Here is a 22300-nt window from a genome sequence, read left to right on the forward strand (position 1 = left end):
CGAGGCGGTGGAGGCCGTCGCCTCGACCGGCGGGGACGTCACCGTCACCGCCCTGGCCGACGGGGCGGTCACCCGGGTCGACGGGCCGGCGACGGTCCGCGAGGTGGCCGCCGGGCGGGAGTGGACGCTGCCGGCGTCCGGCTTCTGGCAGGTGCACCCGGCGGCGGCGGACACCCTCGTCGACGCGGTGCTCGACCTGCTCGACCCGCGGCCGGGCGAGTCGGCCTGGGACCTCTACGGCGGGGCGGGGCTGTTCGCCGCCGCCGTGGCCTCCCGGGTCGGCCCGGCCGCGCGGATCACCCTCGTCGAGTCCGCCGCGCAGGGCGTCGCCGCCGCCCGGGAGAACCTGCGGGACCTGCCCCGGGTTGAGGTGGTGGCGGCCCGGGTGGAGACCGCCCTGGCCCGCCGCCGGGTCACCGGCCCGGTGGACTTGGTGGTGCTGGACCCGCCGCGCACCGGGGCAGGCGCGCGGGTGGTGCGGGACGTGATCGCGGCCGGCCCGCGCGCGGTGGCGTACGTGGCGTGTGACCCGGCCGCCTTCGCCCGGGACGTGCGCACGTTCGCCGACGCCGGCTGGGAGTTGGCGGCGCTGCGCGGCTTCGACCTGTTCCCGATGACCCAGCACGTCGAGTTGGTCGGCCTCCTGCGTCCACGGGCCGCGCTGAACCGGCGCTGAGCCGCCCGCCGGGCCTGAGGTGATTGCAGGGGGCCCTTCCTATACCGAAAGCGTTAGCAGGGGGCCCTTCCTTTCTGACCGAGCTGACCGCCCGGACGGTGGCCGCCGAGTGCGACCGGCACGGGGTGGCCGAGGTGGTCGCCGTCGGCGGCGGGGTGCGCAATCTGGCCTGTGGGGCAGGTTGGCCGCGCTGGGGCGGGGCCGGTGGCGGCTGCGGGTGAGCGACAAGCTGGAGGTGCCGGCCCAGGCCAGGCAGGCGTACGCGTTCGCCCTGCTCGGCCGGCTGTCCTGGCACGGCCTGCCGGGGGCGATCCCGTCGGTGACCGGAGCCCGGGAGGCGGCCGTGCTGGGCTCCTGGACGCCCGCCGGGCCGGCCCGGCACGCCCCGCCGGCCGCCCCGCCCCGGCGGCTGGTGATCGTCGGCTGACTGCCTGCCCGGTCGGCGGGGTCGTTCCCCGGCAAGGCTGCGGCTACCGGGCGGCCGATAGACTCTTGGCTCATGAGTGCTGAAGAGGACACGGCCAACCACGGCCGGCTGCTGGCCACGGTGCGGGGTCCGCAGGACGTGAAGCGGATGACCGCCGAGCAGTTGGACATCCTCGCCGCCGAGATCCGTGACTTCCTGATCGCCAAGGTCTCCCGCACCGGCGGGCACGTCGGCCCCAACCTGGGCGTGGTGGAGCTGACGCTGGCGATGCACCGGGTCTTCGACTCCCCCCGGGACCGGCTCCTGTTCGACACCGGCCACCAGGCGTACGTGCACAAGATCCTCACCGGCCGGCAGGACGGCTTCGACCGGCTGCGCCAGCGCGGCGGCCTCTCGGGGTACCCGAGCCAGGCCGAGAGCGAGCACGACCTGATCGAGAACTCGCACGCCTCCACCGCCCTGTCCTACGCCGACGGGCTGGCCAAGGCGTACGCGCTGCGCCGCGAGTCGCGCTCCGTCGTCGCCGTCGTCGGCGACGGGGCGCTGACCGGCGGCATGTGCTGGGAGGCGCTGAACAACATCGCCACCGCCGGCAACCCCCTCGTGATCGTCGTCAACGACAACGGCCGGTCGTACGCGCCGACCATCGGCGGCCTCGCCGACCACCTCTCGTCGCTGCGGCTCAACCCCGGCTACGAGAAGATCCTCGACACCGTCAAGGACGCCCTCGGCTCGACCCCGCTGGTCGGCAAGCCGATGTACGAGGTGCTGCACGCGGTCAAGAAGGGCATCAAGGACGCGGTCGCCCCGCAGGCCATGTTCGAGGACCTCGGCATCAAGTACGTCGGCCCGGTCGACGGCCACGACATCGCCGCGGTCGAGTCGGCGCTGCGCGCCGCGAAGAACTTCGGCGGCCCGGTGATCGTGCACGCGGTGACCCGCAAGGGCTACGGCTACCGCCCCGCCGAGGAGGACGAGGCCGACTGCCTGCACGGCCCCGGCGCGTTCGACGCCGAGACCGGCAGGCTGGTCGCCGCCCCGTCGGTGAAGTGGACGCACGTCTTCGCCGACGAGCTGGTCGCGATCGCCGACGAGCGGCCCGACGTGGTGGGCATCACCGCCGCGATGGCCGAGCCGACCGGCATCGCCAAGCTGGCCCGCAAGCACCCCGGCCGGGTGTACGACGTCGGCATCGCCGAGCAGCACGCCGCCACCTCGGCGGCCGGGCTGGCCCTCGGCGGGCTGCATCCGGTGGTGGCGGTCTACGCGACCTTCCTCAACCGGGCGTTCGACCAGGTCCTGCTGGACGTGGCGATGCACAAGCTGCCGGTGACGTTCGTGCTGGACCGGGCCGGGATCACCGGCCCGGACGGGCCGAGCCACTACGGCATCTGGGACATGTCCGTCTTCGGCGTGGTGCCGGGCCTGCGTATCGCCGCCCCCCGGGACGCCGCGACCCTGCGCGAGGAACTGCGCGAGGCGATCGCCGTCGACGACGGTCCGACCATCCTGCGCTTCCCGACCGGTTCGGTCGCCGCCGACCTGCCGGCCGTGCGCCGCGTCGGCCCGGTCGACGTGCTGGCCGAGGCGGCCCGCACCGACGTGCTGCTGGTCGCGGTCGGCTCGTTCGGTCACCTCGGCATGGAGGTCGCCGCCCGGGTCGCGGAGCAGGGCTACGGGGTGACCGTGGTCGACCCGCGCTGGGTCCGCCCCGTCCCGGCCGAGCTGGTCGAGCTGGCCGCCGGCCACCGGCTCGTGGTCACCGTCGAGGACGGCGTGCGCGTCGGCGGCGTCGGCGACGCCCTCGCCCAGGCCATGCGGGACGCCGACGTCCGGGTGCCGCTGCGGGACCTGGGCGTGCCGGCCGACTGGCACCCGCACGGCACCCGCGCGCAGATTCTCGCCGACCTGGGCCTCACCGCCCAGGACGTGGCCCGCGACGTCACCGGGTGGATCTCCCGCCTGGACGCGCAGTCGGTCGAGGCGGTCGCGCTGCCCGCCGACTGATCGCATTGCAAGGAGGGGCCCCTTCTTAACGCCTGGCGTCGAGAAGGGGCCCCTTCTCGACGCCCCTGCCAACCGGTGCCGTGCGCTGCGGTGCGGGCGTGTGCTTACGAGGGCGCGCGCTGAGGTGTGGGCCGTGCGCCGACGGGGGCGTTGCGGTGCGGGCGTGCGCTCACGCAGGTGTGGGCCGTGCGGTTACGGGGCGAGGTGCCTTCGCAGGCGTGCGGCTACCGGCCGCCGACCGAGCGGTAGTACGTCTTCTCCGCGCCGGCCAGGCTGAACGTGGCCTTGCTCGCCGGCTGCGGCACCACCACCAGCCCCGACCGGTCGACCAGCCGGGGGGTGCCCGGCGGGACCGACAGCGAGGTGTACCGGTTGGCCCGCCAGCTCAGCACCACCAGCGGCTGCCCCGGCACCGGCAGCACGTACGCCTGCAACGTGCTGGCGCGGTCGGCCGGCGAGAACACCGGCTCGCCCGAGGCCGGGCGGTAGACGACCGCCGTCATCGTCCCCGTGCTGGTCTCCCAGCTCAGCTGCTCCAGGTCGGCCGGTTCGCCTCCGCCGAGGGCCACCTCGCCGAGGGCGCGCACGCTCACCTTCCCCCTCGGCCAGGACTCCGGCACCGAGCGGGGCGCGTCCCGGTCGCCGATGCGGCGCGGGATGCTGCCGAACGGGCCCCGCTCGTCGGCCAGCTCGCAGGTGTCCAGGTCGTCCAGCGCCCGCCGGCCCGAGCCCGTCTCGTCCCGGACCAGGGGATAGCGCGGGTCCGTGGTGGCCGTGCCCAGGTCGAGCAGGCGGTCGGCGGCCCGGCCGCGCGGCAGCGAGCTGGTGGCCCGCAGCGTCGTGGTCAGCGGCACGGCCTGGCAGGCCGGAACGTCCACCGGGTCGGTCAGCCCGTCCCGGGTGACGAGGGCACGGCCCTTGGGGCCGAGCAGCCGCTCCACCCGCTCGGAGAGCAGGTAGCGGCGCCCGGCGCTGGTCTGCACGGGCAGCACGTCGGAGTAGACGAGGTAGCCGGGGTCGGTGTATTCGCTGGCCCGGTCGACCACGTACCGGTCGCCGTGGCGGGTCAGTTGCAGCAGCCAGGAGGCGCTCTCGCCGGGGACGTCGGCGGCCACCAGGGCCAGCGGGGCGCCGTCGGCCTCGCCGGACCAGAGGATCCCCGAGGAGGGCAGGTGCGCCCGGTCGTCGACCGGCGACCGCCAGGCCCGGACCGCGTCGGTGACGGCCGCCGTGGCGGCGGCGTCGCCGGCCAGTCCGCCCCGCGCGGGCCACACCCGCAGGGTGCCGTCCAGGGTGTCGTATCCCACCGGGAGGGCGTCGGGCTTGCGGTCGGCCACCGTGCCGCAGGCCGTCGCGGTCAGCAGCAGGGCGAGCAACCCGGCGGCCGTCCCGCCGCGCCGGCGCGCTGAAGCCACCTGTACGCCCCCGTTCGCGTCGCCCGGTCCTGTTGCGTCCCACATGGTACGAGACGGCGTCGGGGCGGGAACCGGCACCTCGATCCCCGGCCGCGAGCTGCGCTCGGACCGCCCACATGGGACGCAACGGTGATTGCCGGGCGTGGCACCGGCTCCGGTAGACTCCGCCGACTGTGACTCCTGCCGAGCCCCGTGGAGACTTCCCGCCGGTCCCCGACGCTTCCGGGGGCTCCACCGACTCGCCGGTTCGGGCCGGGGCGGTGGCGACCGTCGAGCCCCCGGCCCGCGTGGAGCCCGTGGCCGCCCCGCAGCCCGCCGCCGTGGACCCGTCGGCCGGGTCCGCCGGGGCCGGGGACAGGCGGCGCTGGCGGTGGACCCCCCGGCGGCGGGACCTCGCCGTCTACGGTCTCTTCCTGCTCGCCGCGCTCTGGGTGACCAGCCAGATCTGGATCGATCCCGCCGGCCGGGTCGCCTCGCTGTACAGCAGCGACCCCGCCCAGGTGCAGTTCTTCCTCGCGCACTCGGTACGGGTGGTGCTGCACGGCGAGTTCCCGTTCTACACCGAGCAGTTCAACTACCCCGACGGGGTCAACCTGATGGCCAACACGGCCGTCCTGGCGCTCGGCATCCCGATGGTGCCGGTGACCCTGCTGTTCGGCCCCGCCGTCTCCTTCGTGGTGCTGGTCACCTGCGGCCTCGCCGGCACCGCCGCCGCCTGGTACCGGGTGCTCTCCCGGCACGTCGTGCGCAACCCGCTCGCCGCCGCCGTGGCCGGCTGGTTCTGCGGATTCTCCCCGGCGATGCTCTCGCACGCCAACTGGCACCCGAACATCATCAGCCAGTTCCTGCTGCCGTTCATCGTGTGGCGAGTGCTGGTGATCACCCGGTCCCGGCGGCCGGTCCGCGACGGGGCGCTGCTGGCCCTCCTGGTCACCGTGCAGGCGTTCATCAACGAGGAGATCCTGCTGTTCACGGCGCTGGCCTGCGGGGTGTTCCTGATCGCCATGCTGGTGCAGCGGCCGGGGCTGTGGTCGGCGGTGTGGCGGCCCCTGGGCATCGCCGTGGCGGTGTGCACCGTGCTGGCCGGGTCCCTGCTGGCGTACCCGCTCTACGTGCAGTTCGCCGGGCCGATGGCGTACCACGGGCTCAGTGACGCGGTCCGTGACTACGGCAACGACATCGCCGCGTTCTTCGCCCCCGGATCACCCACTCTCGGTGGCAACGAGCGGGCCAACGTCAACCTCGCCCCGAACTACTCCGAGGAGAACGCCTTCCTCGGCTGGAGCCTCGCCCTCATCGCCGTCGGTATCGTGCTCTGGCTGCGTCGCGAGCCGGTGGTCCGCGCCCTCGCGGCGACCGGCGCGTTCTTCGCGGTGCTCTCCCTGGGCGAGCGGGTGTCCTGGTGGGACCGGGAGCTGTTCACCGGCCCCTGGGAGTACCTGGTGCGGCTGCCGCTGCTCGACGCCGTCGTGCCGACCCGGTTCGGCATGATCACCACCGTGGTGGTCGGGGTGCTGCTCGCGCTCGCCGTCGAGCGGGTCTGGTCGCTGCGCACGGCCGAGGCTCGCACCATGCGTACCCTCGGGGTGGCCGCCCTGGTCATGGCGCTGCTGCCGATCGCACCGATGCCGCTGAAGGTCACCTCCCGTCCGCCGGTGCCGAAGTTCATCACCGCAGACCGGTGGCGCGGCTACGTCGCGCCCGACCAGACCCTCGTGCCGATCCCGGTGCCGAGCATGGGCAACACGCACGGGATGCGGTGGGCCGCCGCCACCAATCTCGACTTCAAGATCCCGGGCGGGTACTTCCTCGCCCCGCGCAACGGCAACACCGGCGACCCGGGCCGGTTCGGCGGCCGGCCCAGCGGCATCGGCGAGCTGCTGGAGGAGGTGGCCAGCACCGGCCGTACCCCGAAGCTCGACGACCGCCAGCGCCGCCGCTCGCTGGACGAGCTGCGGCACTGGCGGGCCGCGATCCTGGTGCTCCCGGTGGGCCAGCACAACGCCGAGCCGCTGCGGCGTACCGTCGAGGACCTGGTCGGCCCGGCGCGCCGCGAGCTGGACGTCTGGGTCTGGGACGTACGGACCCTTACCGACCCGTCGGCCTGATGGCCGAGCCCGCCGCCGGCGGCGCGCCGGGCGCGCGGCCCCGGTGGATACGGGGCGTCGACGTCGCCGTCGTCGCCGGCTACCTCGGCCTGGCGGTGCTGCTCACCAGCCGGCAGTGGGGCCGGCCCGACCGGCTGTTCCACCAGGACAACGACCAGATGCTGTTCGAGTGGATGCTCGCCCGGGCGGCCCGCGCCGTGACCGGCGGTGAGCATCCGCTGCACAGCGCGGCCCTGAACGCCCCGGACGGGGTGAACCTGATGGCCAACACCTCGGTGCTCGGGCTGGGCGTGCCGCTGACCCCGGTGACGCTGCTGTTCGGCACGCAGGCGGCCTTCCTCGTGGCGGTGGTCGCCAGCCTCGCCGGCACCGCCACCGCCTGGTACGTCCTGCTGGCCCGCCGGCTGGTCGACTCCCGGGTCGCCGCAGCGGTCGGCGGCCTCGTCTGCGGCTTCGCCCCCGGCATGGTGGCCCAGGCCGGGGCGCACCTGCACATGGCCGCCCAGTTCCTGGTGCCGCCCATTCTGGCGCTGGTGTTCCGGCCCGACGCCGACCGGGTCCGCCGGCACGGGGTGGCGCTCGGGCTGCTCGTGGCGTACCAGGTGTTCATCGGCGAGGAGGTGCTGGTCTTCCTGGCGCTCGCCGCCGGCACGTTCGCCGTGGCGTACGCCCTCGTCGACCGCGCGGCGGCCCGCCGGCTGGCACCCGCGATCCTCGGCCGGCTCGGCGTGGGCGCGCTGGTGGCGGGGGCGCTGCTGGCGTACCCGCTGTGGTTCCAGTTCCTCGGGCCGTACCACTACCGGGGGATGCCCTTCCACGCGCGGGGCTTCCAGCTCGACGCGGCCTCGTTCACCGCCTCGGCCCGGCAGACCGTCCTCGGCGACCGGTACGTGCCCGGGCTGCTCTCGCCGAACCCGACCGAGGAGAACTCGTTCTTCGGGCCCGGCCTGCTGGTGGTCGCCGTGGTGGCCGTGGTCTGGCTGTGGCACCGGCCGCTGGTGCCGGCACTCGCGGCCGTCGGGACGCTCGCCGCGCTGCTCTCCCTCGGCGACCCCGTGCGGGTGGACGGCGCGTCGACCGGGCTGCCCGGCCCGTACCGGCTGCTGGCCGGGGCGCCGCTGCTCGACCTCGTGGTACCGGCCCGGTTCGCCCTGATCTGCGTACCGGTGCTGGGGGTGCTGGTCGCCCTCTCCCTGGACCGGGCCCGGTCGGCCGACGCTTCGGGGGTGCCGGTGCGGCTGCTCTGGGGTGGGGCCGTCGCCGCCGCGCTGCTCCCGCTGGCCCCCACGCCGATCCGTACCGTGCCGGCGTGGCCGGTGCCGGCGTTCGTGGCCGGTGGCGGCTGGCGGGCGTACGTGCCGAACGGGCGGACCCTGGTGCCGGTGCCGCCGGTGACCGGCGCCGGGGTGAGCCCGGCGATGTTCTGGTCGGCCCGCACCGGGCTGGCCTTCACCGCGCCGGGCGGCTACTTCATCGGCCCGAGCGCCGCCGACGATCCGACCGCCCGCTGGGGCGCGCCCGACCGCCCGACGGCGGAGTTGCTGCGCCGGGTGGCCGAGACCGGCCAGGTGCCGGTGCTGACCGACGCGGACCGCCGGCAGGCGGTGACGGACCTGCGCCACTGGCGGGCGGCCGTGCTGGTCCAGGGCGGACTGCACCGGGGCGACCCGGTCCGCCGTACCGTCGACCAGCTCGTCGGCCCAGGGCGCGAAATCGACGGCGCGTGGGTGTGGGACGTACGCCCCCTGACCGGCTGACCGCCACCGCCCACACCGTCAGCGGACGTCCCAGAGCCAGACGTCGTCGACCCGCTGCGGCGGGCCGAGCAGGGCGGTCATCAGCTCACGCAGCACCGCCTCGCGGGGGTGCGCGCCGAGGACGACCACGGACGCGTTCCAGTGGCGCAGGTCCTCGGCGGCCTGCCGGCGGTTCTCCTCGGTCAGCGGCGGCAGGGTGCCGGCGTCCATCGTGGAATAGATCAGGGTGCTGGTCGGCCGGTTCGGGGCGCCGAAGACGCCTTCGCCGTCGGGGTTGGGCCCGATGAAGTAGCCGCCGGGGATCGGGAACTCGTGCCGGGTCAGCGCGCTCCAGCGCAGCGTGGGCAGGCCGTGCACGTTGCTGGGGATCGGCACCGGCACCAGGGTCCGGCCCGCCGGGACGTACGGCCGCCAGCCGCCGGACGTGATGAAGTGCGGCGGCGGGTCGATCCGCTCGGCCGGCAGCGGCCGGGGAATCAGCGGCAGCACGGCGAGCGCGAGCGCCGCGTACCCGACGGGGCGCAGCCAGCGCCGCGACCGGCCGGCGGCCCCGGCTCCGGCCGGTGCCGCGTCGGTCGGCGCGGTGCGGGCGAGCGCGTCCCAGGCGAGGGCGAGCAGCACCCCGACGGCGGCGACCACCACCAGGGCCAGCCGGGTGGGCATCATCATCTCCACCAGCGGCAGGTCGTCCGGGATGTACGCCCACGGCCCGTCGATCGTGGTTTCCGCCCCGTCGAAGCGCACCACCGGGCCGATCGAGGCGACCGTGAACACGACCACCAGCACGGCGACGATCCGGGCGGCCAGCGACCGGCGCACCAGCAGCGCCAGGGCGACCAGCGCCACCCAGCACCAGCGGCCAGCCGAATCAGGTGTTCTGCTCGGTCAGGCCCGATGGTTATTTACCACCGCATCGTTCGCCGGGCCCCGGTGTCCCGGGCGAACGTGTACGAAAGGCCACCCAGGTCCTTTGCCCCCATTTTTGGGGACACCCCCCCCCTGGCAACCCCCGGTTAGGACTGCGGGCCGTTGAACTGGAACCAGATCGGGTACGCGGTGAGCAGCAACGCCAGGGCGCCGCCGAGGCCGAGCGCGGACAGGAAACCGCGGGCGCGGGCCCACGCCGCCCGGGGGCGCTGCGCCGCGTACGCCAGCACGACCACCAGGCACGCCAGCGCCGTGAGCAGCAGCATCTCCTCGTTGATGAAGATCTGGTACGCCACCAGCAGGCCGAGCACCACGCCGTCCCGCCGCCAGCCGCGCCCCGGCGCGCCCAGCAGCAGCACCCGGGCCACGATCAGCGGCAGCAGGTAGTTGGAGACGAAGTTCGGCTGCCCGTTGGCGTGGTGCACGATGCCGGGCGCGAAGCCGAGGAACGCGCCGCCGAGGAACGCCGCCGCTCGCGAGCGCACCAGGTGCCGCGACAGCATCCAGTACGAGGTGGCCGCCGTCGCCGCGAGCGCCCCGCCGAGGTAGAGGGCGTACGTGACCTGCGGGCCGAGCAGCAGCGTCACCGGCGCCAGCGGCAGCGTCGCGCCGAGCAGCGACGTGTTCGCCATCATGTTCACCCCGTCCGGGGCGTTCTGGCGGGTGGAGAAGAGCGGATTCTCCAGGTGCTGCACCGAGTACGCGCCGTGTGCGAAGAGCCACTCGAACCAACTGTGGTCGGTCGGCAGGTGCGACGAGACGCGGTGTTCGACGTCCCCCCAGTAGTTGAGGCACACGAGGACGCCGAGGAGCACGTACGCTCCGATGGCCAGCAGGTCGGCGCGGCCGGGTCGGCGCCGGGGCCGGCGGGATGTGCCTGTGCCCGCCGCGTCGGGTCCGGTCGACGCGGTCCGCGTCGCCACGGGTGCGGAGTCAGAGTTCAGCGAGGGGTCTACCACCGGCACAGCCACGACGCGCCATCGTACAGGCGCGCTCGTGCGGTCCCGGCCGGCCGGTACGCCCCGGAGCGGCCCGGCGGGACGGTCGACCGGCGGCCGGCCACGGCCCGGTGAGGAGCGCGGGTGACCCTCATCGACCTCGGCGAGGTGCGCGGCGCCGCCACCCCGGCGTCGCCGCCCCGGCCGCCCCGGACGGTGGGCCGGCCACTGCGGGTGGCGCTGGCGGGCCTGCTCGCGCTGCTCGCCCTGGCCTCGTCGGCACCCGTGGTGCGTCCCGCGTCGGCGATGCTCGGCGGCCGGCTGGGCAGCCAGGTCCTCGTCATCGGCGGTCGGGTCTACCTGCTGGAACCGGCGCAGTCCGGTGACGCCGGGGGGCGCGAGGTGACCGTGCACGCGCTGCCCGCCGACGCGGGGCCCGCCGCCCGGCCGCTGTGGCGCACGACCGTGTCGGGCGTCGGCAACCTGCTGGGCGTGCAGGAGTACGCCGGCCTGGTCCTCTTCACCGGCAACCGGGACGGGCGGGACGTGCAGACCCTCGCCGTGGACGCGGCGACCGGCGAGCGGCGCTGGCAGCGGCCCGGCGACCCGGTGCCCACCGTGGGCGGGGGTCTGCTGCTCGTCGGCGACGACATCGAGCGGCGGGGCGAGCTGAGGGCGGTGGAACCGTCGTCGGGCAGCGTCCGGTGGTCGCTCCCGGATCACCTGGGCGTGACGACCTTCCACAGTCGCGCCGACGACGGCGCGGTCGACCTGGTGGTGCTGATCACGGCCGCCGGCCGGATCGAGCTGCGCGACGCGCTGTCCGGGGCGGTGCGGGCGAGCCTCGCCCCGCCCGCCGGCGGGCGGCGGGGGTACCTGCAGGTCACCGTCGCCGGTGACCTGCTGCTGGTCGGGAGGCACGAGCAGCAGCAGGTCCTACGGTTGACCGCGTACGGGCTCGCCAACCTGGACCGGCGCTGGGAGCTGGACCGGCCGCCGTTCGGGTACGCGATCGAGTGCGGTCCGCTGCTCTGCGCGGGGGCGTTCCCGAGCGGGGTGTCGGCGCTGGATCCGGCCACGGGCCAGACCCGATGGGCCAACCCGCGCCTACAGACGGTCCTCGCGGTGCACGGCGACCGGCTCCTCGCGGCCGTCGGCGGGCGGCCGGACGCCCCGATCGGCACCGTCAGGGTGCTGGACGCCGCGACCGGGCGGGAGGTCGCCGACCTGGGGCGCTGGGAGATCGTGCGGAGCCACACCCGGGCGGGCCGTGGTACGGCGTCCGGCCCGACCGTGGCGGTGCCGGCCTGGTCGTCGCGGAGCTGGACGTGGCGGGGGCGACGGCCCGGTTGCGCGTCGTGCTGCCCGGCGCGGCGGGGGACTGCGCCGCCGACGGCCGCGACATGGTCTGCCGCCAGCAGTCCGGCACGTACGGCTGGTGGCGGCTGCCGGCCTGAGGACCGGGCCGGGGTGGGACGCTGGTTTGGTGGCCGGCACTAGGTTGTCGGGAGGTCGGCCGGCGAGGAGGCGGGTATGCGGGTACTGGTGGTCGAGGACGAGCGCAACCTCGCCGACGCGATCGCGCGAGGGCTGCGCAAGCGCGGCATGGCCGTCGACGTCGCCTACGACGGCGACAGCGGGCACGAGATGGCCTTCGTCACCCGGTACGACGTGGTGGTGCTGGACCGGGACCTGCCGGGCGTCCACGGCGACCAGATCTGCGCCGAGCTGGCCGCCTCGGGCACCCTGACCCGGGTGCTCATGCTCACCGCCAGCGGCACCGTCGCAGACCGGGTCGAGGGGTTGCAGCTCGGCGCGGACGACTACCTGCCCAAGCCGTTCGCCTTCGACGAGTTGGTCGCCCGGGTGCAGGCGTTGGGCCGGCGGGCCACCCCGGCCGCCCCGCCCGTGCTCGCCGTCGCCGACCTGGTGCTCGACCCGGCCCGCCGGGTGGTGACCCGGGGCGGGACGGCCGTCGACCTGACCAACAAGGAGTTCGGGGTGCTCGCCGAGCTGCTCAAGGCGCGCGGTGCCGTGGTTTCCAGCGAGGAGCTGCTGGAACGGGTCTGGGACGCCAACACCGACCCGTTCACCACCATCGTCCGGGTCACGGTGATGACGCTGCGGCGCAAGCTCGGCGACCCGCCACTGATCGAGACGGTGGTCGGGGCCGGCTACCGCACCGCGGAGGGGGCATCGTGAGTGCGAGGAGTGAGCCGGGTTTGCGAGCCCCGCAGTCGCGAACTGAGGGAGTGTCGTGAGTGCGAGGAGTGAGCCGGGTTTGCGAGCCCCGCAGTCGCGAGCCAAGGAGGTACGGTGACCGCCGCGCCCCGCCCGCAGGTACGACGCGCCCTGCCTCGTCCGGCGTTGCGCCGCCCGACCGTCCGGCTGCGGCCCACCCTGCGGCTGCGGCTCACCCTGCTCAACGGGGTGCTCCTGGTGGGCGCCGGAACGATCCTGGTGTTGCTGGCCTGGCTGCTGGTCCGTGACGCGCTGCGCCCCACCGACGAGCTGCTGCCCGGCACCACCGTGCTGCTGGCCGACGGCCGGTCCCTGGACGCGGCGGAGTGGCAGCGGCAGCTCGCCGACGCCGCGTCCCGGGAGCTGCTGGCCAAGGGCCTGATGGCGCTGCTGGCGATCAGCGTGGTCGGGGTGGCCGGCGCGTACGCGGTGGCCGGCCGGGCGCTGCGCCCGCTGCACCAGGTCACCGCGACCGCCCAGCGCCTCGGCGAGGCCACCCTCGACCAGCGGATCGGCTGGTCCGGGGCGGACGACGAGGTGGCCGAGCTGGCCAAGACGTTCGACGCGATGCTGGACCGGATCACCGCCGCGTTCGAGGCGCAGAAGCGTTTCGTCGCCAACGCCTCGCACGAGTTGCGCACCCCGCTCGCGGTGATGCGGACCGAGATCGACGTGACGCTCAGCGACGACGAGGCCGACGCCGCCGAGTACCGCCGGATGGCCACCGTGGTCCGTGACGCCTCGGAACGGGCCAACGGGCTGGTCGACGCCCTGCTGGTGCTCGCCCGCAGCGAGGCCCAGGCGGGCCGGCGGCTGGGCCAGCGCGTCGAGTGCGACCTGGCCGCCGGTGCCGCCAACGCGCTCTCGGCCGTGCGCCGGGAGGTGGAGCGGATCGGGCTGCGGGTGCAGACGTCGCTGGAGTCCGCGCCGGTGGTGGGCGATCCCGGGCTGCTGGATCGGCTTGCCGGCAACCTGATCGAGAACGCGGTCCGCTACAACCACCTGCACGGCCGGATCACGGTGCGCACCGGCACGGACGGCTGCACGTCCTGGCTGGTGGTCGCCAACACCGGCTTCGAGGTCAGCCAGGCCGACGTGCCGGGGCTGTTCGAGCCGTTCCGCCGGGGCGGGCAGGAACGCACCGGGGCGCGGGGCTCCGGGCTGGGGCTCTCCATCGTCCGGGCGGTCAGCGACGCGCACGGCGGCACGGTGCGGGTGGTCGCGCAGTCCGGCGGCGGGCTGGAGGTCACGGTGACGCTGCCCGCCGCCGACGCCGCCTCCGCCGGTGCCGGCCCGTCCCACGCCGGGCGCCCCTGACCTGGCCCCAGGGGCGGTCGGCGATCGGCTGTTCGTGTGCCGCGCCCGGCTGACCCGGCGAGGTCCGCGTCGGGTGGCCGGGCCGGCGTCGGGTGCTCGGGTGGAGCCGTCGCGCGGTCGGTCAGAATCGGTCATCCGCCCTGGACGCGGGGGCCGCGGTGGGTAAAGGTGTGCTGGTGCCATGCCCCACGTGGTGCGTGCCCCGCGTCGGCCGCCCCGGCCGTCCGGCGGCGAACCGCGTCTCCGCCCGCCCGTGCTCCGGGAGCTGCCCGTGATCTTCCCCTCGGCCCTGACCCGCCGTACCCTGGCGGCGCTTGCCGCGGTCGCCCTGACCGTCGCCGGCCTCGCCGTCGGTGGCCCGGCGAGCGCCGCGCCCGACCACGACAAACTGGTCTCCGACGTTCCGTCGACCGCGTCGCCGGACATCATGGACGGCACCGTGTTCGCCATCCACGACGCCGGCACGAAGATCATCGCCGCGGGCTCGTTCACCACCGTGCAGAACCGCAACTCGGACGTGGACATCCCCCGCAACTACGTGCTCGCGTTCGACAAGGCCACCGGCGCGGTGGACACCGCGTTCGCGCCGGTCGTAGACGACGAGGTGAGCGCGGTGGCGGCCGGGCCGACGGCCGGCACCGTCTACCTGGCCGGCAAGTTCAACACGGTAAACGGGGCGACCCGGCGCAAGCTGGCGCTGGTCAACGTCGCCACGGGGGCCACCGTCACCAGCTTCGCCGGGCCGGCGTTCAACGGACTCATCGAAGACGTCGCCCTGGCTGGGGACCGGCTGCTCGTCGGCGGCATCTTCACCACCGCCGGCAACGCCAACCCGCGCGGCGGCCTCGCCTCGCTCAACGCCGCCACCGGCGCGCTGGACAGCTACCTGACCACCACCCTCACCGAGAACCACAACTACGACGGGGTGAGCGGGGCCAAGGCCGGCGTCGGCGCGGAAAGGCTCGCGCTCTCCCCGGACGGCACCCAACTCGTCGTGATCGGCAACTTCAAGAAGGCCGACGGGGTGCTGCACGACCAGATCGTGAAGCTGGACCTCGGCGCGACCGCCGCGACCGTCGCCAACTGGAACACCAGCCGGTACACCCCGCGCTGCGCGTGGAAGACGTTCGACTCGTACATGCGGGACGTGGCCTTCGCCCCGGACGGCAGCTACTTCGTGGTGGTCACCACCGGCGGCCGGTACAGCGGGTCGCTCTGCGACGCCGCCGCCCGCTGGGAGGCCGCCGCGACCGGCGACGAACAGCAGCCCACCTGGGTGAACTACTCCGGCGGCGACACCTTCCTCTCGGTGGGGATCAGCGAGCAGGCCGTCTACGTCGGCGGGCACATGCGCTGGCTCAACAACAGCCTCGGCGGCGACAGCGCGCAGGCCGGGGCCATCGGCCGGGCCAGCATCGCCGCCCTTGACCCGCGCAACGGGCTGCCGCTGTCGTGGAACCCGGGCCGGCACCCGCGCGGCTACGGCGTGGCGGAGATGCTGGTCACCCCCCAGGGCATCTGGCTGGGCTCGGACCAGTCCTGGATCGGCAACTTCCAGTACCGGCGGGAGCGGATCGCGTTCTTCCCGCTGACCGGCGGCAAAGCCCCGCACCCGACCACCACCGCCGCCGGCCTGCCCGGCACGGTGTACCAGGCCGGGGTGCCGGCGCCGCCGCGCGTCCTGTACCGGGTCAACGCCGCCGGCCCCGCCATCGCGTCCACCGACAACGGGCCGGAGTGGAGCGTCGACACCGCCGCCAACCCCAGCCCGTACCGCAACACCGGCAGCAGCGCGGCCAGCTACCTCACCCAGGCCAGCCTCGACGCCACCGTCCCGCCCGGCACCCCGGCCGGGCTGTACAACGACGAGCGGTGGGACGGCGACGCTGCCCCGGAGATGCAGTGGGACTTCCCGGTGCCCGCCGGCACCGAGGTCACCGTCCGGCTCTACCTGGCCAACCGGTACGTCGGCACCTCGACCCCCGGCAAGCGGGTCTTCGACGTGACCCTCGACGGCACGCTCGTCCTGAACGACATCGACCTGGCGGTCACGCCGGGGCACAACATCGGCACCATGCGGGCGTTCACGGTGGTCAGCGACGGCAACGTCGACATCGACTTCGGGCACGTGGTGCAGAACCCGCTCGTCAGCGCGATCGAGATCGTCAGGGCCGGCCCGCTGCCCACCGGCGACGAGGTGCAGGCCCGCTCGTACGACGGGGCGGCCACCGTCGGCGCGGCGGTTCCGGTGGCCAACCCGGACGACACGGACTGGTCGGAGGCCAAGGGCGCGTTCTGGGTCGGCGGCACCCTGTTCTACGGGATGAACGGCGCGCTCCAGCGGCGCACCTTCGACGGGACCACCTTCGGCACGCCGAGCCTCGTCGACCCGTACCACGACGCGTACTGGGACACGGTGGAGACGGACTCCGGCGCGGCCGGGCAGACGTACGCTGGCGCGACCAGCAACTTCTACCCGGAGATCCCCAACGTCACCGGCATGCTCTACACCGGCGGCCGGCTCTACTACACCCTCTCCGGCCAGAGCGGCCTGTACTGGCGCTGGTTCACCCCGGACAGCGGGGCGGTCGGCGCCGACAAGTTCACCGTCGCGGGGGTGACCGGGTTCGCCGACACCGGGTCGATCTTCCTCGCCGACGGCACCCTGTACCGGGTCAGCCGCTCGACCGGCGCGCTGGCCTCCACCGCGTGGGCCGGCGGCGTGCCCACCGGCGCGTTCACCACCGTCAGCGGCCCCACCCTCGACGGGGTGGACTGGCGCGCCAAGGCCGTCTTCGTCGGCCCGTAGACCCCCGCCGCACCACGGGGGGCACCCCGGCCCGGTTCCGCGTTCGCGCGGTGCCGGGCCGGTGCCTTTTCCGGGTACGCCGTTCGGCCCGTCCGCATTCGATGTCGACTTCGACACCCGGTAGGTGAGTTGCCCACAGGGACAGACCAGGGCCGGTCCACCAGCGGATGGCGGAAGGTGCGCCCAGCAGTGCGGGAGGATGCGATCTCCATCACCCCGGCGAGGTTTGGTAAGCCTTACCTTATAGCCTGGCCTCGCTCCTCGCGGCATCCAACGAGCTGTCGGGGTGACAGAAACTCTTGCACGATAGGACCGGTCATGCGCAGTGTTCCCCGCCGCATCGTCGTGGCGCTTGCTCTCCCCATGTTGCTATCCGGCTGTTTCGCCCCGGGCGACGGTGGCTCCAATACGGATGCCCAAGCCCGGTCGGCCGGTCGCCTGAGGGTCGCACTCGCGGTACCGCCGGTGCAGGCACTGTCCCCCTACAGCAATGACGCCACCGTTCTGAGCAAGCTCTCTGTGGTTGAAGGGCTTACGGCACTGGACGCGGACGGAGCCGCAGTGCCGGCGCTGGCAAAGTCCTGGATCCGAAAGAACCCCACCTTGTGGGTCTTCGAGCTGCGCAAGGCGACGTTCCAGGACGGCACGGAGGTCACCGCCGAGTCCGTCGTCAATGCGCTCGACCACGCCAATGCGGCCAAGACCAAGCCACGCGTCCTCAGTGACGTGACGCTGACCGTGAAGGCCGAGGACAGCGACACTGTCATGGTCAGCACGAAGACTGCCGACCCGGTGCTCCCGCTGCGGCTCGCCAGCCCCGCGCTGGGCATCCTCTCGGTGAAGGCGTACGCCAGCGACGGCACCGTCAGCCCCGTCGGCACCGGAACCGGCCCATTCAAGATCACCAAGCTGATCGGGAAGACCAAGGCGGCTTTGGACCGTTTCGACGGCTACTGGGGCGGCAAGGCCAAGGCATCCGGCATCGACGTCACCTGGATTGCCGACGGGACCGCCCGCGCCAACGCCATGCGCGCCGGCGAAGTCGATATCGCCGAGTGGATCCCCACCGCCCAGGCGAATCTGCTGGACAAGAACACCCGTCGCGAGGTGCCCTCCGTGCGGACCGACAGCCTGATCCTCAATACCCGCAGCGGCATCTTCACCGACGAGTCGCTGCGCAGGGCCGCCCGCGAGGCCGTGAACGGTTCCGCCCTGGTCGGCTCGATCTTCGGCGGGTACGCCGACCCCGCGCAGGGCCTGTTCGGGCCCGCCGTTTCCTGGGCGGCCCACAAGCGTGTCGAGGTTACGGGCCGCGCGGTGGCCGCGACCACCGCCGAGGTCGAGTCGAAGACCAACGGCAGGACGCTGCGCCTGGCCGCCTACACCAACCGCGCCGAACTGCCCGAGGCCGCGACCGTCGTGCAGCAGCAGCTTGAGAAGGCGGGGTTCACCGTGCAGCAGGACGTACGCGAGTACACGCAGATGGAGCCCGACCTCCTCGCCGGCAAATACGACGCGCTCGTCTTCTCCCGCGTGACGCTCCTGGACACCGGCGACGCGGTCGCATACCTGGCGAGCGACTTCATGAGCAACGGCGTCTACAACATCGCGGGTCTGAAGGACTCCAGTGTCGACCAGGCCATCACCTCTGCCGCCGAGGAGGGCGACACCGCGCAGCGGCAGCAGAAGATCATGCAGGCCGAGGCGGAGATTCTGCGGACGGACGCGATCGTGCCGCTGGTCCACGAGAAGGTCGTGCAGGGTGTCAGCTCCAGCGTCGAGGGCGTGCTCCTCGATCCCCGCGAACGCTCCCTGATCAACGTCGGCACCCAGCTGAAATAACCCCGGCGATGAGCAGCGGAACCCTGTCAGGCTCGATCGCGGCCGATGCTCGGCGGGCCCGGTGGTTCGTTGCCGTCGGCCGCGTCGTAGCCGGGGCAGCCCTGCTGGTGACCGTCGCCCTGCTGCCCTGGCTGTCCAGGACCGATCCCGCGCTGACGGTGCTACGGGCTCGCTCCGCCGACCAGGATCCCACCCCGGCGCGGCTGGCAGCCGTACGAGAACAACTGGGATTGGACGAGGGGCCGTTCAGCCATCTCGCGCATTGGTTGGGTGGTCTGCCCCGCGGCGACGCCGGCATTTCGTGGGTGTCGGGCGAACCGGTCCTTCCCCAGGTGACGGCCGCCTTCGCCGTCTCGTTCACGCTGATGCTCGGCGCACTCGTGGTAACGATCGCGGTAGCCGTGCTGGTCAGCGCCCGCACCCTGTACCTCGGCTCCCGGCAGCGGCTGCGCAGAGAGAGCGCGGGCACCGGGGCCGCCGTCCTCGCCGCGCTGCCCAAGTTCCTGCTCGCTTCGCTGCTCGCCACCGTATTCGGTGTGTGGCTGGGCTGGTTCCCGTCCAGCGGCTGGACGGGACCGGGGTCGATGGTGCTGCCCGCGCTCGCCCTGGGCCTGTCCTCCGGGGCGATGATCGGCGGCCTGCTCGGCCACGCTCTGCCCGCCGCCTTCCACGAGCCGTGGGTGCGGACCTGGCGCCTCTGCGGGTTCTCGCCCGGCCGCATTGCCTGGCACGCGCTGCGCCGCACGGTGGCCGGCGTGCTCCCACAGTTTCTGCCGACCGTCGTCGCCCTGGTCGGCGGCGCCGTCGCAGTGGAGAAGATCTTCAACATTCCCGGCCTGGGCCGGCTCGCCCTGGACGCCGCTCTGGCCCAGGATCTCCCGCCCCTGCAGACAGCGACACTGCTCCTCGTCCTGCTCGGCACCGCCGCCGGCCTGCTCATCCAGGCCCTGCGCCGAACGCTTCTCGGCCCCGCCCTGCGCGACGCGGCCCTGCCCGCACTGCACCCGGCGGCCCTGCCACGCCGGCGCTCCACAGGCTGGGTCGCCGGACTGTGTGCGTTCGCCCTGTTCGCGCTGGTCATAGCCGGGCTGCTGCGCGATCCGCTGCACGTGGACACGGCAGCCCGCCTGCTGGTCCCCTCAGCCGCGCACCCGTTGGGCACCGACGCGCTGGGCCGTGACCTGCTGGCCCGGCTCGGCCACGGCGCGCTACGCACGGCCGGAGTCGCCCTCGCGGTGACTGCGGTCAGCGCCGTCGTCGGGCTGCTGCTGGGAATGGCCGGTCGCGCGAGCGCGGGCCTGACCGAGGTGATGTCGACGCTCCCGGCCGTCCTGGCCGGACTGCTGACGACCGCGGTGACCGGGCCGTCGGTGTGGGGAGCCGCGTGCGCGGTGTGCCTGGTCGCCTGGACGCCGTATGCCGCTCAGGCCGCGGCTCTGCTGGAAGAGGAACGGGCGACCGGTTACCTGCTCGCGTCGATCTCGCTCGGTGCGGGGCCGATACATCTGCTGCGCCGCCACCTGCTGCCCGCGGTGTTGCCCGCCGTACTGCGCAACGCCGTCCTACGCCTGCCCACCACGGTCCTTGTGCTGGCCTCCCTCGGCTTCCTCGGCCTGGGTGAGCAACCGCCGACTCCCGAGTGGGGACGCCTGCTGTCGGAGAACCAGCCATACGTGGAACTGGCCCCCTGGACCGTGCTCGGCCCGGCCGGTGCGCTCGTTCTGCTCGCAGTTCTGGCCGTGTCCGGTATGGGGTCGGGACGGAGCAGACTTTGAGGTAGACGGTTGCCGCATCGGCAGGCACCAACCCGCGGCAACCCGGCCGAGGGCGGATCAAGATCGCGTCACTGCCGCCGATTGGCCAGGGGCAGATCGCCGCGTAGAGGCGGGCCGAGGCGTAAGTGTCCCGATGGCGCACGGACCTGCCGAGATCAGTGCGGCTGATCTTGATGCCGGACTGTCGCTAGCATTGCCGGCATGGCAACGCGGCTTGTTCAGATCAACATGAAGGCTCGGGACGATTCCGCGCTGGGCGGTTTCTGGGCGGAGGCGCTCGGCTGGGGAGTCTCCAGCGAGGGACCCGGCGTGACCAACCTCGAACCCGAGGGCTTCGTCTACCCCGACCCCGTCGCCGTCTGTATCGACCTCGTCGCCTCCCCGGAACCCAAGACGGTCAAGAATCGCGTGCACGTCGACCTCGCCACCACCTCGGCGGCCCATCATGCGGAGTTGGTGGCGCGCCTGAGGGATCTCGGCGCAACACCCGCCGACGTGGGCCAGGGCGACGTCCCATGGACGGTCATGGCCGACCCGGAGGGCAACGAGTTCTGCGTGCTGGATTGGCACGACCCGATCCAAGACACTGGACCGATCGCCACGGTCGTGGTCGACTGCGTCGATCCGCGAGCTATGGCCCGTTTCTGGGGCAAGGCCATGGACTGGACCCTGCACAAGGTGACCGACCACAACGCGGTACTGCGCTCCGCCAAGGGCGTCGGCCCATACCTGCAGTTCATCCGCACACCCGATGCAAAGACCACGTGGAATCGAGTCCATCTAGACCTCCGCCCCTATCCAGGTGACGACCTGAAGGCCGAGGCGGCCAGACTGCGGACTCTCGGCGCCACCGCCATCGATTTGGACAGCGATGTCCATTGGATGGTCCTCGCCGACCCGGAAGGCAACGAGTTCTGCCTCCTCACCCCAGGCTGACGCCGCTATCCGGACCGGTGCTGCTGTTCAACGGCGCGCGTGACCCGTTCCCGTCGTGGCCGGCGGCGTCGGCGGCTACCCGGAAGCCGTGGTGCGACCCGGCCACCTGAAGTACCACCCGCGCGGGGGCTCCCCTGCCGCCACCACCGGTTCACCGTTCTTGCCGGTGGAGGGTGGCGGATACGGCCGAGGTTTCCGCCGGCGCTGGTGCCGGCACCGGCCGCTGGTGCCGGCGGGTCAGGCCGACCCCAACGAGCACGACCACCATGCCGGCGATGATCCGCAGGCTGAGATCCTCCTCTCGCACGATGGCCCCCAGCGCCACCGAGACCACCGGCAGCAGATAGCCGATCGTCGCGGCGTTGGTGGCGCCCTCGGCGGCGATGATCCGATAGGTGAGGTGGAAGGTGGCCCCGGTGGCGACGACGCCCAGAATCATGACCACGATCAGCGTCTTCGGGCCGATCTCGATCTGCGTCAGACCGTCGGCCGACAGGGTCGGCGCGGTCAGGCCGGTCGCCGCGATGAGTTGCGCCGCGGACAGCGAGATCGTGGGTATGCCCTTGCCGACCAGGTGGCGGCCCATGTAGGCGAAGCCCACCGCGTAGCTCGCCGCCGCGGCGACGATGGCCAGGGCACCCCAGCCGACCGGCCCGGTCGTCTGCCACGGTGCGAAGATCAGTACGACGCCGGTGAACCCGAGGATGAGACCAACCAGCCGGACCGACCGCAGACCGCGGTCGGAGCCGATGACGACGGCGACCAGCAGCGACCACAGCGGGGTGGTCGCGTTCAGTACCCCAGCCACCCCGGAGTCGATGGTCTGCTGTCCGATGCTGAACATGGCGAACGGCAGGGCGTTGCCGAAGAACGCGGCCACGACGATGTGACCCCACGTCGCACGATCCCGCGGCAGCCGTCGACCCGAGACGAGGCACGCGATCAACAGTGCGGCCGATCCGAGCACGCACCGGCTGAAAGTGACCTGGGCCGGAGTCAAAGCGTCCAGGGCCAGATCGATCCAGAGGAAGGTCGACCCCCACAGCAGGGCGAGTACGCCCACCTGCGTCCACGTTCGTAGCCTGCTCACTCCTCACACGGTGCCGGAGCCAACCTGGAAGGAAA

General features: G+C 73.4%; 14 protein-coding genes and 1 pseudogene. 12 read left to right on the forward strand and 3 right to left on the reverse strand.

Annotated features, from left to right (window positions below; genetic code table 11):
• From MCAG_RS23210 to dxs, 3 genes are all read left to right on the forward strand, one after another.
• A partial coding sequence (locus tag MCAG_RS23210; RefSeq protein WP_036374874.1) for a class I SAM-dependent RNA methyltransferase occupies positions 1–676 on the forward strand: 676 nt, incomplete at its 5' end.
• 217 nt (positions 677–893) lie between these two features.
• The gene (locus MCAG_RS35115) at positions 894–1103 is read left to right on the forward strand and encodes an anhydro-N-acetylmuramic acid kinase (RefSeq protein ID WP_232290251.1); all 210 of its coding nucleotides are present in this window, start codon (positions 894–896) and stop codon (positions 1101–1103) included.
• A gap of 72 nt (positions 1104–1175) precedes the next feature.
• Positions 1176–3110: a 1-deoxy-D-xylulose-5-phosphate synthase gene (gene dxs / locus MCAG_RS23220; protein WP_036374877.1), complete on the forward strand. Its 1935-nt coding sequence runs from the start codon at positions 1176–1178 to the stop codon at positions 3108–3110.
• Between the two features lie 224 nt (positions 3111–3334).
• Here the strand turns inward: dxs and MCAG_RS23225 are convergent, their stop codons facing one another.
• Entirely contained in the window at positions 3335–4525 is a 1191-nt protein-coding gene (locus MCAG_RS23225; RefSeq protein ID WP_007075419.1) for a hypothetical protein, read from the reverse strand.
• A 173-nt stretch (positions 4526–4698) separates the two neighbouring features.
• Between MCAG_RS23225 and MCAG_RS23230 the strand changes: the two genes are divergently transcribed.
• Together MCAG_RS23230 and MCAG_RS23235 are read left to right on the forward strand one after the other, a co-directional pair.
• Positions 4699–6633 (forward strand): hypothetical protein, encoded by a 1935-nt coding sequence (locus MCAG_RS23230; protein WP_007075420.1) that lies wholly within the window; start codon positions 4699–4701, stop codon positions 6631–6633.
• On the forward strand, positions 6633–8390 hold the full coding sequence (locus MCAG_RS23235) for a hypothetical protein (RefSeq protein WP_007075421.1): 1758 nt from the start codon (positions 6633–6635) through the stop codon (positions 8388–8390). The genes MCAG_RS23230 and MCAG_RS23235 overlap by 1 nt, the downstream gene beginning before the upstream one ends.
• An 18-nt stretch (positions 8391–8408) precedes the next feature.
• Here the strand turns inward: MCAG_RS23235 and MCAG_RS23240 are convergent.
• A pseudogene (locus tag MCAG_RS23240) lies at positions 8409–10261 on the reverse strand (hypothetical protein).
• Positions 10262–10399: 138 nt separating this feature from the next.
• Here MCAG_RS23240 and MCAG_RS23245 point away from each other — a divergent pair.
• The 7 genes from MCAG_RS23245 to MCAG_RS23275 all read left to right on the forward strand — a co-directional run bounded on the left by MCAG_RS23245 (position 10400) and on the right by MCAG_RS23275 (position 21175).
• Complete coding sequence (locus MCAG_RS23245; RefSeq protein ID WP_007075423.1) at positions 10400–11755, forward strand: PQQ-binding-like beta-propeller repeat protein; 1356 nt, start codon at positions 10400–10402, stop codon at positions 11753–11755.
• A 33-nt stretch (positions 11756–11788) separates the two neighbouring features.
• Positions 11789–12457: a response regulator transcription factor gene (locus MCAG_RS23250; RefSeq protein ID WP_007075424.1), complete on the forward strand. Its 669-nt coding sequence runs from the start codon at positions 11789–11791 to the stop codon at positions 12455–12457.
• A 165-nt stretch (positions 12458–12622) separates the two neighbouring features.
• On the forward strand, positions 12623–13813 hold the full coding sequence (locus MCAG_RS23255; RefSeq protein WP_036377869.1) for a cell wall metabolism sensor histidine kinase WalK: 1191 nt from the start codon (positions 12623–12625) through the stop codon (positions 13811–13813).
• Positions 13814–13994: 181 nt separating this feature from the next.
• Positions 13995–16622 carry a malectin domain-containing carbohydrate-binding protein gene (locus MCAG_RS23260; protein WP_007075426.1) on the forward strand — a complete coding sequence of 876 codons (2628 nt, stop codon included), beginning with the start codon at positions 13995–13997 and terminating at the stop codon, positions 16620–16622.
• Between the two features lie 318 nt (positions 16623–16940).
• A complete protein-coding gene (locus tag MCAG_RS23265) occupies positions 16941–18464 on the forward strand; it encodes an ABC transporter substrate-binding protein (RefSeq protein ID WP_007075427.1) in 1524 nt (507 codons plus the stop codon).
• Between the two features lie 8 nt (positions 18465–18472).
• Positions 18473–20239, forward strand: coding sequence for an ABC transporter permease subunit (locus MCAG_RS23270; RefSeq protein ID WP_007075428.1), 1767 nt, complete (start codon positions 18473–18475; stop codon positions 20237–20239).
• Positions 20240–20440: 201 nt separating this feature from the next.
• Positions 20441–21175 (forward strand): VOC family protein, encoded by a 735-nt coding sequence (locus MCAG_RS23275; RefSeq protein WP_007075429.1) that lies wholly within the window; start codon positions 20441–20443, stop codon positions 21173–21175.
• 151 nt (positions 21176–21326) lie between these two features.
• On the opposite strand, the gene MCAG_RS23280 is transcribed toward MCAG_RS23275, so the two are convergent.
• Complete coding sequence (locus tag MCAG_RS23280) at positions 21327–22265, reverse strand: DMT family transporter (protein ID WP_007075430.1); 939 nt, start codon at positions 22263–22265, stop codon at positions 21327–21329.
• Positions 22266–22300 lie beyond the last annotated feature (35 nt).

The sequence above is a fragment of the Micromonospora sp. ATCC 39149 genome (assembly GCF_000158815.1).
Classification (GTDB): domain Bacteria; phylum Actinomycetota; class Actinomycetes; order Mycobacteriales; family Micromonosporaceae; genus Micromonospora.